This is a genomic window from Bacteroides sp. OM05-10AA (genome assembly GCF_003439055.1).
Lineage (GTDB): Bacteria > Bacteroidota > Bacteroidia > Bacteroidales > Bacteroidaceae > Bacteroides > Bacteroides intestinigallinarum.
Map to the genome: position 1 here is coordinate 134,066 of NZ_QSUR01000007.1, position 16,581 is coordinate 150,646.

Sequence of the window (16,581 nt, forward strand, 5' to 3'; positions counted from 1 at the left end):
TATATGGAAATCAAAATTCAATCACTGGAAAGTATCCATGAAGCAGCCCGGGAATTCATCGCTGCTATGGGCGACAACACTGTATTTGCTTTATACGGAAAGATGGGTGCCGGTAAAACCACATTTGTAAAAGCACTCTGCGAAGAATTGGGTGTAGCCGATGTTATCAGTTCTCCGACTTTTGCTATTGTCAACGAATACCGTTCGGACGAAACCGGGGAGTTAATCTATCACTTCGATTTTTACCGCATCAAGAAACTAAGTGAAGTGTACGACATGGGATACGAAGATTATTTCTACAGTGGTGCTCTCTGCTTTATCGAATGGCCGGAACTGGTGGAAGAATTACTGCCGGGTGACGCCGTAAAAGTAACGATTGAAGAATTGGAAGACGGAAGTAGAGTGATTAAACTATGACCGGGCAATATATCGTACAAGGAATCTTTGCGCTGGCAGGAACTGTCTCCCTGCTGGCGTCATTGCTTAACTGGAACTGGTTCTTTACAACACGTAATGCGCAAACCATTGTCAGAAATGTAGGACGCAACCGGGCACGACTCTTCTATGGGATATTAGGGATTATCATTATCGGCATGGCTATATTCTTTTTTGTAGAAACACGAAAAGCCATAGGATTATAAGTTCGATGAAAAAATAAACAAGAAGAAAAAGTCAGACTATTATTGATATTCATATTACAATAGTTGTCGTGACTTCATTTCCAGATACTTATTAATCACATCAATTGAAAGGTTATCCGGCGTGGTTAATAAGGAATAAATTCCATGTTGTTTCAAAGTAGATACAATCAGCCGCTTTTCATAAGCGAACTTTTCTGCGATCACATGACGATAGTAACTTTCCGTATCTTTTGCGGGTTGAGCGATATATTCTTTCAGATCGACATCTTCGAAAAAGACTACGAGCAAACGATGCTGGCGGTTTAATTGTTTCAGATAAGATAATTGACGGTTCATACCTCCTATACTTGAGAAGTTTGTGTATAGTACTAACAAGCTACGTTTGCTGACATGCTTGTTCAAATGAACACAAAGAGCCGAGAAATCTGTCTCTCCGAAAGTGGTTTGCTGACTATAAAGATTCTCCAGCAAGGTTTGCATATATCCCGGTTGCTTGGAAGCAGGAACAAAAGAATCAAAGTGCTCATCAAAAGTCACTAAGCCGGCTTTATCTTCTTTCCGCATGGCAACATACGATAATACCAGCGAAGCATTAATCGCATAATCCAACAGAGTCATTCCCCGGAAGGCTTGCTGCATCACTCTACCTTTATCTATCACATTATAAATCTGCTGAGAACGTTCGTCCTGATATACATTCACCATAAGTCCATGTCGGCGGGCGCTTGCTTTCCAGTTAATCGTGCGGTAATCATCCCCTTTTACATACTCTTTGATCTGCTCAAACTCCGTATGATGTCCTACCCGGCGAATACGCTTTATTCCCAATTCAGTCAGATTATCACTTATTGCCAACAATTCATATTGATGGAGCATCAGATATGACGGGTACACTTTAATATCCAGAGGTTCCGCACAAGTATAACGTCGGGATATAAAGCCGATTTTTCCGGTCACAAAAACTCTGATATGCCCGAAAGAGTAAACACCACGATGAGTAGGGCGAAGACGATAGGTAACTGTTTTTCCCTCGTTTGCTCCAAGCTTCACATGAAAGTCAACATCACGTTTCTGAAAGATAAAAGGAATCTCATCTATGATCTCTAAAGATACAGGATGCGAATAATTACTTTCCACCCGGATACTCACTTCATTTTCGTCACCATTGGAGAAGCGGTCGGCACACTGACGGAAAGCACGGATTCCACGAATGCGATAAAGAGAATATGCATCTGCCAGTACCACCAGAAGCAGGACAAAAAGAGTCCACTGCCCGATGACAAAGAACGGAGCAAAGACGTATCCGCTACCCAACAACAGGATAACTACGACAAGGGCAATATAGAAACGACGAGTTAAAAACAACTTATCAATTATTTAGGAACTTCCACTTTATCAATCAAACGCTGTGTCACTTTCACCGGAGAATAACCTTCCATTTCAGCTTCCGCAGTCAGGATCAGGCGGTGCTGAAGCACATAGGGAGCTACAAACTTAATATCTTCCGGCGTCACAAAATCACGTCCCTGCAAAAGGGCATAAGCTTTCGACGATTGCAGCATAGCTACAGATGCACGTGGAGAGGCTCCCAAATATACGGCTTTACTGGTACGGGTCTGCTGCACAATCAATGCGATGTATTGAAGCAACGTTCGATCTACAAACACCTGATTCATGAAAGCACGGAGCGACAGCACTTCTTCTTTGGTAATGGCGGGAGTGATATCATCCAACTTCACCAATGCAGCATTAGTATGATGACGTTCCAGAATGTTCACTTCTTCCTCTAATGAGGGATAATCCATTGTTATCTTCATCAGGAAACGGTCGAGCTGTGCTTCGGGAAGTTTGTATGTTCCTTCCTGCTCTACCGGATTCTGGGTAGCCAGAATCGTATAAAGATCTCCCATCCGGTGAGTGGTTCCGTCAATACTGATCTGACGTTCTTCCATTACCTCAAACAAGGCGGCCTGTGTCTTGGCAGGAGCACGGTTGATTTCATCCACCAATACAATATCTGCAAAAATCGGTCCCTGATGAAAATCAAAGCCATTGGTCTTCATATTAAACACTGTCGTACCTAACACATCACTCGGCATTAAGTCCGGAGTAAACTGGATACGACTGAAATCGGCATCAATCAGACGGGCAGTCAAACGAGCCAACAGTGTCTTAGCAACACCCGGAACACCTTCTATCAATACGTGTCCATTCGCCAGAATAGCCGTCAGTACCAAATCGACAGTTTGCTCCTGTCCTACTATAACGGAAGCAATCCGGTCTTTCAACTCTTGTATCTTCTCGGAAAAGAGAGTTAAATCCACTCGCTGTTCTGTATTCTCTTCCATAAATTTCTTCTTTAGATATGATTGATTATTTCATTCATTTTATCAATATACACTTTCATCTGATCCGCATCAATCGTACGTCCTCCATAAATCACCGGACGCACTTCGCGGATCAGTTTCGCAATCTCTTGTATATCCATTCCTGTTTTCCGGGCAATTCTGTTGAAAGAGCGTTCATCATCTTCCACTTCTTCAATATCCACCTGAATCTCCCTCCGAAGTTCTTCGGCCAAATAGGAAAACTTCTTTCGAACCAAATCCGCATGATCTTTCTTTTGAAAGTAAAGCGTACCTATCAGTTCGGTAAATTCAAGAGATTTATTGGCCGGCTCCTGAATAACAGGGATAGCCCGTTGCCGCCTCTTCGCTGTGAATATCATGAAGAGTATGATGGTAATCATTGTCAGATATAAAGCCCAACGAAGCGGCTGGTGTGCCAGAAGATAGCGGAAAGGTGATTGCTGCACCTGTGCCGTCTCCTTCATGTATCCCTCTGTACGAACTATGGGCAGCTTTCCCATCTGCGACAACAAACGGAAAATATAGGTTGCATTCTTACCATCCAATATACCGTAATTAGTGAAAATCAACGGAGTGGAAACTAAAATAACCTCTCCTTTACCCCACTGACGGGACATTGCAACAGGCATATAAGTAACACTATCTGTTACCAATGAGTCCGCCTCGGTTTCGTATTTAAATTCATTCGACTCAAGGACTTTTTGTGCCAGTACCCTTTCAGGAAGCGAATCTCCCCAGAAATAAGAAGAGCACAACTGGGGATAAAAATAAAAAGTCTGACGGGGATAAACCGCCGAATCTCCCACCCAGCACAGACTGTCTTTTAACAAGAATGAAGTTGCATATTTCTTCAAAGCCATCGGACTGAAGTAGGAATAATAAGACCTGAAGCTCAAAGTATCTTCCATATATCTACCAAACAAGGTACTCACCAGCATGATCTTATCTCCGCGTTCCGCCATTTTCAACAGAGCGTTTACATCAACATCCGACAATCGCAAATTATCAGAGATTACCAATATCCCTCTGCGCTGCGTCGTATCTTCCTGCTCCAACTGATAGAGACTTTTTTTCGAAAAGGTGTAGCCCTGTGGCAAAGAAGAAGCCAACAGACTATCGAATATCGCGCATCCAAAAGGTTGCTCATCATAATGTCCGAAAGTGGGCTTCCACACAAAGTTCTTCGGCAAATGATATTCTATTGCAAACATGATGAATAGAAAGGCAACAATAAAGATAATAAACCAACGGCTTCCTTTCATGAGACGCCTCCTTTCTCTATTTCTCCCTGTAGAGACTGCATAGTTCGGAAGAGTTCTTCCGTCGCCTCAAAGTTACCATAACGTACCCGTAAGAAATGATTGGTCAGTTGCCGGAAAGCCGGCATCCGTACTTCATTGATATATTGGGTAGGTGTTTTATAAAGTTGCCAGTCAATACGTTCTGCATCACTAAGTTGTTTCAAAGTTTGCAAATAAAGCAAACGTACCGCTTCCCGGTAATCCTGACGGGAAAGTGCCTCTGTAATACCTCCCGGAAAATCCACACCGTAAATTGTATCCTCTTCAATCGTATAAGGCAATGCATTCTTACGAGAGACCATAAACAATTCGGGACGTTTCCGGTAGACGAACCAAACAATCAATAGCAAAATAAGAATGGCAATACATATCAGGATAAGCCCTGAATACTCTTCAGCAAAACGACTGCCGAATATCTTACGCATCAATTCCCCAAACTGCCTGCTGATCCACTCAAAGACATTCATCTCCGGAGTCATCAATTCACGGTTATAGTTGTATGCCGGGTCAGACTGCCAAAGGGCAATCTGCGCCGTATCACAAACTAATGTATCAGCCGGGGAAGTGAGATTCATCTAGTTGAGGTCTGTTTTAGAGTTTATCAAAATTATCAATATCGCTTTCTACCGTTATGCTGTCTACCACTTCCGATGCATGACCGTACTGATAAACCAAGCCGACAATACTGAATATAGCCGACAAGTAAGAACCATACAACATCAGGATAGAGAACAAATATTGTGCGAAGTTCAGTCCGACCGATGAAGAGGTTGCACCTCCGTCACTCATAGTAAAGATCATTTTCACAATATAGATCACATACCATGGTATAGAAACAATTGTCTGCAATACGCTGGCAATGAGTCCCATTACAATTAATATCAGAAAAATTCCGCCCCAGGTTGCAAATCCCAACCGGAATGTCTTTGCAAATGCCTCGCTCAACGAAATATCTTCAAATAAGTAGATGGGAGACATTAATACCAAAGGTATCATAAATGCGAATAAAAGCGGAATGGTCAGAATGAGTGTGAAAGGTGTTAACACAGCCAATAGAACAACAAGGATCACCGCAAAGAAGAACAAGAAGCCACAAGCAATCCCCATCAGGAACAACCTCTTGACATTACGGAGCAGTAACGATTTTATATCGCCAAATACAATTCCGTTCAGGCGTTCTTCCCGTTCATTGTACAATCGCACCATCGCATAAATCAGGGAAGTTAGCAGCAAACCTCCCAAGCATGAGAAGAAAATCACTCCCGCATAATTCAATGCAAATGAAGGTCCCAGGGCAGCCAACGGATTCTCACCTATTCCTCCTGAAGTCTGCATGGCACTAAGATCTGTCATACTTCCCATTAAACCACTAAAGTTAGCAGCCTGAATTAAGCATATAGGGAGTATCAGATAAGTTGAATACTTAAATAATTGTTTCCAATTCTCTTTTATAAAATCAAAAGAAGCGTTCAACTTCTCACCGAAAGGACGTTTCACATACATCGCAATCTTAGGTTTCTGTGATTCCATGTTTTTTTCTATTTGGTAAATAAATATAGTAGAATACAATAAATGCCAGAGAAGTGAGTATCACACCGAGCCTCAACATATCGGGAAGTTCTGTGTGACGGGTAATAAAACCTTCTATAAAGCCTGCCATAATAAATACCGGAACAGTGCCGATCACTATTTTCAAGCCTCGCTTCGCTCCTCTTCTGAAAGATTCCAGTCGTGAATATGTACCGGGAAACAACCAACCGTTGCCTAAAGCTAATCCGGCGGCACCGGCCACGATGATCGCCCAAATCTCAAGCGTCCCGTGTAGCCAAATGGCAAGACTGGACTCCCATAACAAATCGTGCTGATAAAAGAATGTTTGAAAAGCTCCTACCATGATACCATTGGAAAGAAGCATATATCCTGTGCCGAAACTGGTCAGCAATCCCATGGCAAAGCAGTTGAAAGATACCATCACGTTATTAAGCGTAATGCCTAGAAACATTGGTACTTCAGAAGAGCCGTTATACACGGCCATGGGCTCACCATTGGCTATATTGTCGAGTGTCATATCTACATAACCGTTTCCTAATATCAGTCGGACAAAATCCGGATCATTCGCTGCTGATAATACACCGATTAATGCGCTGGCTACAAAAATCAGAAAGGAGGTCAGTAATTCGCGGCGTGCATCGTGCATGGTTCGTGGCACTTCCTGTGTCCAAAAGGTAACGATGCGTGTCCACTTCTCGCGTTTATTCCGGTAAATCTCGTTATGTAATGCCGAAGCCAGATTATTCAGATAAATAGTAATACGGGAAGTCGGGAAATGTGTTTGAGCAAATGCCAGGTCAGCTGTCAAGTCCGTATATGCATCGGCCAGTTGATCGGGAGACAGACTCGCCGCCCGCTCTACAACCTTCTCTGTCTCCTTCCATTTTTCAATGTTCCGACGAATAAACGTTACTTCTTTCATGCTTTTCAATAGATTTCGGATAAGTTTTGTCCGAAACCGGAAGCAAAAATAAGAGAATTATGATATATTTGCAACGGAATCCTAAAAATGTTTAACCTGAAATGGCAGAATCTACGATAATGACCGGACAATTCGTTCGTATCAGCCAAACGCCAGCCAGTATCGGCGAACGACTGATGGCTTTAATCATCGATTATTTTCTGATCGGACTTTACATCTTGTCCACTGCCACTCTCTTGTCCGAGTTAAATTTACCATCAGGATTCAGTTTATTCTTTTTCCTGTGCATCGTTTATTTACCGATTCTCGGTTATTCTTTTCTTTGCGAGATGTTCAATCACGGACAGAGTTTTGGAAAGAAACTCATCAATATCCGTGTTGTAAAAGTGGATGGTTCCACTCCCAGCATAGGATCTTATCTGTTACGATGGATTCTTTTCCCGATCGACGGTCCTATCACAAGTGGCCTGGGACTTCTGGTCATTTTACTGAATAAAAACAATCAACGGCTAGGAGATCTTGCTGCCGGTACGATGGTGATTAAAGAGAAAAACTACCGTAAGATTCATGTCAGCTTGGATGAATTCGATTATCTTACCCAGAATTATCATCCGGTATATCCGCAATCGGCTGATTTATCACTCGAACAAGTGAATGTAATTACCCGAACACTGGAATCCAGCGAGAAAGACCGGGCAAGACGTGTCACGGCACTTGCTAAGAAAGTACAGGAACTGCTTTCCGTTACTCCTCGTGACGGTAATCAGGAAAAATTTCTTCAGACTGTACTTCGCGATTATCAGTATTATGCATTGGAAGAAATATAATCAGAATACGCAGTTTCAGACTATTCAAACAAGGGAGTATTCTCACCACAATGAGAATTAATTCTCATTGCGATGAGTATTTTTTCTCATCGCAGTGAGAACTTTTTCTCATAGGCATAAGAATGTTTGAGAAAAAGCCAGCACAAAAAAGGGGCATACTCACAACAGAGCACACCCCTTTTCTTAATTTTATCTACAATGAGACCGGACGTCGTTTTAGTCCACTTGTCCCAGAGAGTTTCCGTATTCCATCTCTCCCTGAACCACAAAGAGGACTTCTTCAGGATCATATTCTCCTACTTCATCCTTTTTGGCTTCTTTTACAATGTAAGCCACAACCTCTTCCAAATCGATGTTGACATAACCATCTTCATCGGGCTGAGCATCGAGAATGCCACTTTCAGAGTAATACTCGTCGATTAAATCGAGAAAATAATACAATTCGTCGTCCGAGAACTTCTCCTTCAGTTCTTGAGGCAGATAGTTTTTGATAAACTCGATGGTCTTTTCGTCATCGGCATCTGCTAATAAAAAATCGTCTTCCAGTCCCATTTTTTTTAGTATTAAGTGATAAGTATTATCGACTATAAAAGCTTCTTTACTTTTTCCGCAAATACAGGTTTAGCAACTGCACCTACCTGCTTGTCTACTATTTCACCGTTCTTGAAAAACAATACAGTAGGAATATTACGGATACCATATTCGGCAGCCATATCACCATTTTCATCTACATCGCATTTACCGATGATTACTTGTCCTTCAAACTCCGCAGCCAATTCTTCAATGATAGGAGCCACCATCTTGCAAGGGCCACACCAAGGAGCCCAAAAATCAACAACAACCGGTTTTCCTTCTGCAAGAACCTCTTTATAGTTGCTGTCTGTAATTTCTAAAGCCATTTTTTTAAGTATTAATTATTAAATGTTATTTCGTTAGCTTATTCGCGCCACAAATATAATCAATTTGTTCCAATTGGCGCTCATCTATTTTAGTGTTTTATGATAGAACAAGAAGCATTTATAATAAAAGCCATAACATACCCGAAAAGCTTCTTAACGTTCCAAAGAATCTCGATACACAGGAGGGTATTACAGAGAGCAACAATTGTCTTCATCTATTTAAGATCTTTCTTCCGAATAGCCTCCATGATATTAGCAGGTGCCCTCTTAGCCATTAATTCTCGCTTCATATAATCCATATAAGGAGCAACATGATCAAAAAACTGATAATAACCTTTACAGAGGTAATTCAATCCGGACTCTCCAGTCTCTGTTTTGCAAATACGATTTTTGGGACATTCACCATTACAAGCAAACAAGTATTGACATTCTTTACACTGAGTAGGTAGAGCATCTTGCTTGGCTTGACCAAATTTCTGTTGTTTTTCGCTATACATCATTTCTACCAACGTTTCGCGATAAATGTTCCCTAATTTGTATTGAGGAAAGACGAAATGATCACAAGCATATACATCTCCATTAAATTCCATAACTGCAGCATGTCCGCAGGTCTTGGCTAATGTACAAATACCAGGTTGTTCACCCATCCAGTTGGCAAGGGTTGTATCGAACAATTGAATATAATATTCACCAACATCATTTTTTACCCATTCATCAAAAATTGTACAAAGGAAATTTCCCCATTGTTCGGAAGTAATGGAAAAATCGGCCAGATGCTCATTATCTCCTTCTTCTACCGCTGCTAAATAACGACCATCCGTATGATGATAGATACGTTCTACAATGGGTGAGAATTGAATGTATCGACAATCTATTTCTTTAAAAAAGTGATAAAATTCTAATGGATAGTCGGCATTGAAATCATTAACAACAGCCAATGCATTCCATTCTACCTGATATTTCTTCAAAAGATTGATACCTTGCATTACTTTTACAAATGAAGGCATACCCTGTTTGTTCTTCCGGTATTCATCATGAAACTCTTGCGGGCCGTCAATAGATACCCCTACCAGCCAGTTATTTTCATGAAAAAATTTGCACCATTCATCAGTTAACAGAGTACCATTAGTCTGTATACAATTATCAATGGTACGGCCTTTAGCATATTTATGCTGTAATTCCATTGCTTTCTGATAAAAGGAAAGAGGACGCATTAAGGTTTCTCCACCATGCCAGGTAAAAAGTATTTGCGACATAGTTTGGGAATTAATATACTCTTCTATAAACTTTTCAAGCAATTCATCACTCATCACATGCTTAGGATTATCTTGATAGAGCTTAGCCTTTTCAAGATAGTAGCAATAGTCACAAGCTAGATTACAGAGTGCTCCCACTGGTTTTAGCATAATATAGAGCGGGCGGGCAAAAGGAGCGAATGTAGCCATAATATATTATTTTTTATAAAGTTTTTATTTACAGTTATTTATATTCACTGGGATTTACACCAAAATATTTTTTAAAACTGACAGAAAAATGGGATAAAGTGCCGAACCCTGTTATATCAGCCACTTCAGACACATTATATTTTCCACTTTTCAACAATTCAGCCGCCTTATTCAATTTATATTTTAAGAAAAAATGTATAGGGGTTTCGCCTGTCAACCCTTTTAATTTATAATTGAATTTGGAACGACTCATATATAGTTTTTCTGCAACCATATTAAAATTCAAATTATCTTGGGTAATCATACTGTCCATCAAAACATATAAATCTTTCATAAAAGCCATATCCTGAGGAGATAAAGCATTTGTTACTATTTGAGACGTAGATAATGAAGATAACAGTAAAGCACGTATGCTATCTCTATTACGTAAAAGAGATTTCACAAGAGCTTTCAGGTAATTAGGGTCAAAAGGTTTTGTCACATAAGCACTGGCCCCTATGTTCAAACCTTCTATTTGTTCTCCTATCTGTGTTTTTGCCGTAAGCAAAATGACTGGGATATGGCAATGAAGACGACTCTCTTTTAAATTTCGACAAAATTCATACCCTGACATTTCTCCCATTACCACATCAGATAAAATGATATCGGGTTCCACTGTTTCCAATGCAGCAAGCGCAGATTCTGCACTATATTTATTGATTACATTATAATCCTCATCAAATAAAGTCTTAAGATAGAAAGCAACCTGCGTATCATCATCTACTATCAACATATAGGGTTTGGAAGGATCTGTACAGGGAGGTACATATACAACAGAAGAAGACATTTCTAAAATTTCCAGATTCTTTTTATCTTCAGTCTGTCTTTCATCTACTATATATGCTTCCTCATCAATGGGAAAGAGCACATGAAAAATCGCACCAGTATGTTCAGGTTCTTGCACATTGTCAGCTTTAACCTCTCCATGATGCAATTGCACTAATCTTTTCACATAATAAAGTCCGATGCCTGTCCCCCAATTAGCATACTTGAGTCCGGACTTATTATCGATCTGATAGTATCTCTTGAAAATATCATTTAATTGATTATCAGGAATTCCTCTACCACTATCTTGTACATAAATATAAATATATCGTTCTGCTTTTACCGGCAATCGTCCTACTATTAGCATTGCCCTGTCATATGATACACACTCAAGACCTATCTTTATGCTACCATTTTGAGGAGTATGCTTCAAAGCATTAGTAAACAAATTACTTAAAATTTTATCCAGTTTATCTTTGTCAAGCCATGTAAAGAAAGAACTTTCTAAACCAGAATACTCCACTTTTATACTCTTTTGCATAGCACTTACCCGGAAAGTTTCCACCCAATTAGCGATTTCATCAACAATATCATATTGACCAACTTGCATCTTTAAAGCGTCATTCTCCAACTTATTGAAATCAAGCATCTGGTCAATAAGTTTAAGCATTTGGCTGATACTTCGTGATATAATGTTAAGCATTTGATGATTTTGCATCGACAAGCTTTTGTCACACTTCATGGTGGTAACCGGACCAAGAATCATAGTCAATGGATTTCTAAATTCATGTGAGATATTGGCAAAAAAGTCCATGTTCATTTGGTTGGTTGTATGTTCACGTTCTCTATCACGTTGAAGCATCCGCATAGCCATCCGGTCAGACTTGATATGGAGATATAATCGGTTAATGTAAAATACAATCCCCACTATCACTGCTATATAAAAAATGACAGCAGGAGTTGAGGCCCACGGAGCCTTGTCGACAGCAATTTGGATTTGCTGTTCTGAAAAGACATCTTCTTCTGATAATGCCAGTTTTACTCTGAATGTATAACTACCTGCCGGAAGGTTAGAATAGATAGCTTGAAGGTTTTCATTACTCTCAATCCAATCGGGATCAAAGCCCTCCATTTTATAAAAACATGAAAACTGGGGAGTAAAGGCGAAATTAATTGTACTGAAGCAAATGGTCAGATCGTTCTCATTATACTTCAAGTGGATGGATTCAACCGGATTGCTCTGAATGTCAATTCCCGATATCTCATTAGCCCTACTTATCAAGATTTTTTCAAGATGCACTACAGGCATAGAACTTTGAGCCATCGCTGAAGGAGTAAAAACAGAACAACCTCGGGTATGTCCGAAAAAGAATATGGAATCCTGCAACTTACAAGCACTGTTACGATTAAAAACTCTATATTTTTCTTGTGAGGCGGCGGTTGTGGGATAAAATATTATTTTATCTTTGTGTGGGATATATTCAACTATTCCCTGATGCGTCCCCAACCAAAACTTGTCTTTTTTTTCCTCCACAATACTACTTATATATATATTGGGAACAGAATGAAGATGAGTTAATTTATTGGTATGAATATCCAAGAAATAAAGTCCTTTGTTAGTCCCTATCCAGATACCTTTCTGTTTATCTTCATAAATACAAGTAGGAATAACGCCCTTAGTATGGCTTATTGTGGTAATATCAAGGGATTGTATGGTATCACTACCCATCTGATAATAAGCAAATTGCATATCATGCGTACAAATAAGAATTTGCCCGGAAGACAACGCCCGGATACAACTGCTTGTGCTATAGGCAGGCAAAGAAACCGGAATCTTATCAATTTGATCTTTATCGGGAGATAGTTTGAACAGACTGTTGATATTCGTCGTCACATAGAGATTATGATCCCCGTCTGTGCAGAAATTACCAACTGATATATTTTGCATTCCCAACCGGATGACTTTTTCCAAATTTAATTTTCCCGCTGTATAATTGTAACGCATTAGCCGGGTACCAGCAAGTAACCAAATTTTATCCTGAATGCAGCATATATCATTCAATTTATGCTGAAAACGCCGCGTTGCTACACCTTCTATATCTTTAGTCCCTTTGAATAATGAAAATTTATTTAAAGACAGATCATAAGCAAATACATCATTATTACCTTGGATACCCCATAAGAAATTCTCATTTACAGATAAAGAGCGTATAGACGCATCTTTAACTCTATCAATGAAAAGATGATGGTGTAGTGCTGCATTATTAGACAATCGTTTCAGATTGGTATATCCCCCATTCGGAAATCCTATCCAAAGATCATTATGAGAGTCTACATACATAGTTGATACAAGTGACGAATAATGCTCAAGCAGGAGACTTGTCATTTCATCTTCACATAAAAAGTCATGTGTTTCTTCACTGTAGGAATAAATACTATTTTTAGCGACCAACCATATTTTATCTTTGTAAGCAACTATATTTCTTGGTACGATATCTGATTTATTAAAATTGATAGAATCTTGTATTATAGTGGTCATTCTATTGCTTATATCATATTTCAATAGTCCGTTTCCTCCAGCGCTCCAAATACAATTATCTTTTATTATTGCATTGACAATATTTAGTGCTGCAGAATTAGGCAAAGTAAATACTTCCTTGAATTGGCGCGTATAACAACGGATAGACGGAATTGTTATTTCCCAAAAATTATCATCTTTGTCAATAAAAAATTTCAATGTATTATAACCGCAGGCCGAATACCGCAATACCTCTTCGCAATGATTCACGGATTTGTCATATAATAGCAATGCTTCACTTGTTACAAAGAAAATCTCTTTCTGGCTGTTTTCTATTATCTGAAAAGTTTTTCCATACTTTTGTGGAATAGGAATGGTTTTAAATTTACCGTCACCTACATATTGACATACACCACTTTCAGTTCCTATCCAAATTCTGTTCCAACTATCTTTAAAAAGGAACTCTATTTGATTACCAGCAAGACTGGAAGAATCTCCCGGAACATAAAAGTATTGACGATAATATTTCCCGTCAGACAAATTTAATCCGTCAGAGGTTCCAATCCACATATAACCATTCTTGTCCATCACAAACGCTGTTACATCTTCGGAAGATAAGGTGAAAGAAAGAATTGGAACCGACAGGTTCTTTAGTTCAGTATGTTTTGTGGTGCAGGATATACATAAACATAACAGAATAAAAATATAAAAATAAAATGAAATAACTTTTTTCATAAATCGGATTTTAAGTTCTACAAAGATAAAACTTTAAATAATGAGAAAAAACAAATTAGTATTCTCCTCATTTTTATAAATAAACAACCCATTAATAATCAACAATTTACTGTCTTTTTTTTAATAGATAGCATAAAGAATTGCAAGAAAATGAAAATAGCAGATTCATGAATCACAAATCATTTGGAAGAGTAAAAAAAGAGTTTCGATTATTATTCCTCACTTTTGCACCGAAGATAATACTCACAACATTTTATCAAACTAATACATTATGAAAAATGTGAATACAAAATTATTAGCGGCAGTAATCCTGTTAGCTACTTGTACAGGTTCTGCGAATGCGCAAAAAAAGAAAAGTAAAGTTGCCGAAAAAGACACAGTGATCACAACTGTAGCTCGAGGGGCAAGCAACATGATGCTAAATGCATCTGATGAAAGTACACCACGCTTTATTAATGTAGGACTACCCGAAGCAACTGGTGGAACCGTAGTAACAGAAAATGGAATGGAAGTTAGCTACGACACAAATGCCTTAAGAATCAATCAAGCATGGAGACAAGACGGGAGCTTTATAAAAGGAGAGTCTCGTAATTTGGCAGAAACAGCTATTAAACTTGGTAGTGTGGGCGTTTCCATGAGTACCATATCCAAAAGAGGAGGGGATAATTTTTCCGGGACTTTTAATTTTAAAACAAATTCCTTTGGAATGATGAATGGTAACCTTTCTCTAAGTGGTCCAATAAAAAAAGGGTGGGCATATGCTGTAAATGCGTTTGTTAATCTTGATCCGGGAACTACAAATGTAAATTTCACCCGTTTCTTAGACCAAACACAGATATACAAAGGAATCCTGACTAAACGATACAGAAACGGCGAGCTTAACATTCAATATAAGTATGCTGACTCCAAGATGATCAATACCAAAATGTCACCTTACATATATCGTGATGGAAAGCAGGTAGATGCCTTAGAAGGATTTGATATTGCTCATGGAAATTATTTAGGCAATTCTGCAGTTTGGCATATTAAAGATCCTCTGACAGGTGAATATCAGGATATCAATTTAATGGATGACACAGGTTCCAAAACACATATGTTCGACATTTTTGGTAACCATACGTTTAACAATGGTATGAATCTGGAATATAATTTCAGATACCAAAATGCCCATGCCGGTTCAAATTCTTTTGCCTACTCCGCCATTACGGATGCCAGCAATTTACCTGATAACCAAAGGTATATCTACGCTGATAAAAACACAACACAAGTGTATGCAGGACTTGTACAAAATACGACACTACAGTTTTCGCGTAATGTTCCCACCAATACATTAGTAGGAAAATTTGAATTAAGCAAAAAACATAATAAACACCAATGGTTGATAGGATTCAATACTTCTTACTATAATGCAGATAAATATACCAATGGCATTTTTACGTTTATGCAGGAAGTAGCTGAAAACCCTCAACGAGTTATCTTACAGAAGAATGTGGATGGTGTATGGAAAAATGCACAAGCCGATGAGTATGGACAGTGGAATTATAATAAATCAATGTTTTATTACGATGGTTCAGAATATAAGAATGCCATTTACGCTACCGAAAAATGGAAAATATTACCGAGTCTGACGTTAGATTTGGGTGCACGTTTTGAATGGCACAAGATAGATGGCAGTTGGGCACCAAATTCCGTTAGAAATGATGTTTGGACAGATAAAACTTATGTATCAGGCGAAACACAAAAAATTAAGAAAGATGAATTTAACAAAAGTTTCACTGCTACACTGACCTGGAACATCTTGAAAAACTTTGGACTAATAGGAGACGCGTACTATATTGAAGCTACAGATGGATTGAATGCTTACAAGACAGCCAATGATCCTTTGGCAAAAACTAATGTAGTTCCTTATTTTGCCGGAGGTGTATTCTTCAATAGTAAATGGGTTAGTCTTATCTCACGTGTTAGCAAGATTAGCCGCTCCAATTTAGTAGCTTCCGGTGGTTTCAACAATTCATCGGGTGAGAATACAAAATTGAGTTTTAACTATGATATAAAAACTATCGGCTGGACTACCGATGCTAATATTACCCCATTCAAAGGTTTTCAGCTACATTTAATGTTGACATTGCAGAATCCAACAATGGACAACTTTGAGTTTGACGTCTTTGGCGAACACTATAACTACAATGGTCTTCCGGCTCGCGTCACTTCCAAAACTTTGATTGAAATAGATCCCAGCTATCAGTGGAAGAAATTCCGGATATGGGCTAGTGCACGTTATTTCAGCAAACAATCCTGTAGCTATCCTGCAACATTATATTTCCCGTCAAGATGGGAGACTTTTGCTGGGTTTGATTACAAACATAACAAACATATCAACTTTAGCGTCAATGTTGTCAATCTGCTAAATCAAACTGGTGCTCAAGGACGTATCTCTGGAACAAACACAGCCATCGATCCGACACCTTATTATAATACAGCAGTTGCAGGAACTTATATCCGTCCGTTTACTGTAGAATTTAAAACACAAATCAGATTTTAATGTATAATCCTAATAGATAAAAGAATT

Annotated in this window: 14 protein-coding genes; 4 read left to right on the forward strand and 10 right to left on the reverse strand. The window is 38.9% G+C overall.

Annotated elements, in window-relative coordinates; all coding sequences use genetic code 11:
- Window positions 1–3: 3 nt before the first annotated feature.
- Both tsaE and DXB58_RS07575 read left to right on the forward strand, forming a co-directional pair.
- A complete protein-coding gene (gene tsaE, locus DXB58_RS07570) occupies window positions 4–417 on the forward strand; it encodes a tRNA (adenosine(37)-N6)-threonylcarbamoyltransferase complex ATPase subunit type 1 TsaE (RefSeq protein WP_008998923.1) in 414 nt (137 codons plus the stop codon).
- On the forward strand, window positions 414–641 hold the full coding sequence (locus DXB58_RS07575) for an immunity 17 family protein (protein WP_122136419.1): 228 nt from the start codon (window positions 414–416) through the stop codon (window positions 639–641). Before tsaE ends, DXB58_RS07575 begins: the two co-directional genes overlap by 4 nt.
- A 54-nt stretch (window positions 642–695) precedes the next feature.
- Here DXB58_RS07575 and DXB58_RS07580 read toward each other — a convergent pair whose 3' ends face one another.
- From DXB58_RS07580 to DXB58_RS07605, 6 genes are read right to left on the reverse strand one after another with little or no spacing between them, the layout of a single operon-like run.
- Window positions 696–2,006: a DUF58 domain-containing protein gene (locus tag DXB58_RS07580; RefSeq protein ID WP_122136420.1), complete on the reverse strand. Its 1,311-nt coding sequence runs from the start codon at window positions 2,004–2,006 to the stop codon at window positions 696–698.
- A gap of 8 nt (window positions 2,007–2,014) precedes the next feature.
- Window positions 2,015–2,989, reverse strand: coding sequence for a MoxR family ATPase (locus DXB58_RS07585; RefSeq protein WP_117934325.1), 975 nt, complete (start codon window positions 2,987–2,989; stop codon window positions 2,015–2,017).
- A gap of 11 nt (window positions 2,990–3,000) precedes the next feature.
- Window positions 3,001–4,272 carry a DUF4350 domain-containing protein gene (locus DXB58_RS07590; protein ID WP_122136421.1) on the reverse strand — a complete coding sequence of 424 codons (1,272 nt, stop codon included), beginning with the start codon at window positions 4,270–4,272 and terminating at the stop codon, window positions 3,001–3,003.
- Window positions 4,269–4,886: a DUF4129 domain-containing protein gene (locus tag DXB58_RS07595; protein ID WP_117934329.1), complete on the reverse strand. Its 618-nt coding sequence runs from the start codon at window positions 4,884–4,886 to the stop codon at window positions 4,269–4,271. The genes DXB58_RS07590 and DXB58_RS07595 overlap by 4 nt, the downstream gene beginning before the upstream one ends.
- A gap of 16 nt (window positions 4,887–4,902) precedes the next feature.
- Window positions 4,903–5,841 (reverse strand): hypothetical protein, encoded by a 939-nt coding sequence (locus DXB58_RS07600; RefSeq protein WP_122136422.1) that lies wholly within the window; start codon window positions 5,839–5,841, stop codon window positions 4,903–4,905.
- A complete protein-coding gene (locus DXB58_RS07605) occupies window positions 5,822–6,784 on the reverse strand; it encodes a stage II sporulation protein M (protein ID WP_122136423.1) in 963 nt (320 codons plus the stop codon). Before DXB58_RS07605 ends, DXB58_RS07600 begins: the two co-directional genes overlap by 20 nt.
- A gap of 101 nt (window positions 6,785–6,885) precedes the next feature.
- Between DXB58_RS07605 and DXB58_RS07610 the strand changes: the two genes are divergently transcribed.
- A complete protein-coding gene (locus DXB58_RS07610) occupies window positions 6,886–7,611 on the forward strand; it encodes an RDD family protein (protein WP_122136424.1) in 726 nt (241 codons plus the stop codon).
- 216 nt (window positions 7,612–7,827) lie between these two features.
- Here the strand turns inward: DXB58_RS07610 and DXB58_RS07615 are convergent, their stop codons facing one another.
- From DXB58_RS07615 to DXB58_RS07630, 4 genes are all read right to left on the reverse strand, one after another.
- Window positions 7,828–8,163 (reverse strand): hypothetical protein, encoded by a 336-nt coding sequence (locus DXB58_RS07615; protein WP_004307939.1) that lies wholly within the window; start codon window positions 8,161–8,163, stop codon window positions 7,828–7,830.
- A gap of 32 nt (window positions 8,164–8,195) precedes the next feature.
- Window positions 8,196–8,510 carry a thioredoxin gene (gene trxA, locus DXB58_RS07620; protein ID WP_004307938.1) on the reverse strand — a complete coding sequence of 105 codons (315 nt, stop codon included), beginning with the start codon at window positions 8,508–8,510 and terminating at the stop codon, window positions 8,196–8,198.
- A gap of 215 nt (window positions 8,511–8,725) precedes the next feature.
- Window positions 8,726–9,955 carry an anaerobic sulfatase-maturation protein gene (locus DXB58_RS07625; protein ID WP_122136425.1) on the reverse strand — a complete coding sequence of 410 codons (1,230 nt, stop codon included), beginning with the start codon at window positions 9,953–9,955 and terminating at the stop codon, window positions 8,726–8,728.
- Window positions 9,956–9,989: 34 nt separating this feature from the next.
- Window positions 9,990–14,012 (reverse strand): hybrid sensor histidine kinase/response regulator transcription factor, encoded by a 4,023-nt coding sequence (locus tag DXB58_RS07630; RefSeq protein WP_122136426.1) that lies wholly within the window; start codon window positions 14,010–14,012, stop codon window positions 9,990–9,992.
- Between the two features lie 271 nt (window positions 14,013–14,283).
- Between DXB58_RS07630 and DXB58_RS07635 the strand changes: the two genes are divergently transcribed.
- Window positions 14,284–16,554, forward strand: coding sequence for a hypothetical protein (locus tag DXB58_RS07635; protein ID WP_122136427.1), 2,271 nt, complete (start codon window positions 14,284–14,286; stop codon window positions 16,552–16,554).
- The last annotated feature ends 27 nt before the right edge of the window (window positions 16,555–16,581 follow it).

What these genes read in the sequence shown, in the direction of transcription:
- DXB58_RS07585 (WP_117934325.1), bottom strand. Translation starts at nt 2,989, where the DNA reads ATGGAAGAGAATACAGAACAGCGAGTGGATTTAACTCTCTTTTCCGAG.
- DXB58_RS07630 (WP_122136426.1), bottom strand. Translation starts at nt 14,012, where the DNA reads ATGAAAAAAGTTATTTCATTTTATTTTTATATTTTTATTCTGTTATGT.
- DXB58_RS07575 (WP_122136419.1), top strand. Translation starts at nt 414, where the DNA reads ATGACCGGGCAATATATCGTACAAGGAATCTTTGCGCTGGCAGGAACT.
- trxA (WP_004307938.1), bottom strand. Translation starts at nt 8,510, where the DNA reads ATGGCTTTAGAAATTACAGACAGCAACTATAAAGAGGTTCTTGCAGAA.
- DXB58_RS07635 (WP_122136427.1), top strand. Translation starts at nt 14,284, where the DNA reads ATGAAAAATGTGAATACAAAATTATTAGCGGCAGTAATCCTGTTAGCT.
- DXB58_RS07625 (WP_122136425.1), bottom strand. Translation starts at nt 9,955, where the DNA reads ATGGCTACATTCGCTCCTTTTGCCCGCCCGCTCTATATTATGCTAAAA.
- DXB58_RS07595 (WP_117934329.1), bottom strand. Translation starts at nt 4,886, where the DNA reads ATGAATCTCACTTCCCCGGCTGATACATTAGTTTGTGATACGGCGCAG.
- DXB58_RS07610 (WP_122136424.1), top strand. Translation starts at nt 6,886, where the DNA reads ATGGCAGAATCTACGATAATGACCGGACAATTCGTTCGTATCAGCCAA.
- DXB58_RS07600 (WP_122136422.1), bottom strand. Translation starts at nt 5,841, where the DNA reads ATGGAATCACAGAAACCTAAGATTGCGATGTATGTGAAACGTCCTTTC.
- DXB58_RS07605 (WP_122136423.1), bottom strand. Translation starts at nt 6,784, where the DNA reads ATGAAAGAAGTAACGTTTATTCGTCGGAACATTGAAAAATGGAAGGAG.
- DXB58_RS07615 (WP_004307939.1), bottom strand. Translation starts at nt 8,163, where the DNA reads ATGGGACTGGAAGACGATTTTTTATTAGCAGATGCCGATGACGAAAAG.
- tsaE (WP_008998923.1), top strand. Translation starts at nt 4, where the DNA reads ATGGAAATCAAAATTCAATCACTGGAAAGTATCCATGAAGCAGCCCGG.
- DXB58_RS07590 (WP_122136421.1), bottom strand. Translation starts at nt 4,272, where the DNA reads ATGAAAGGAAGCCGTTGGTTTATTATCTTTATTGTTGCCTTTCTATTC.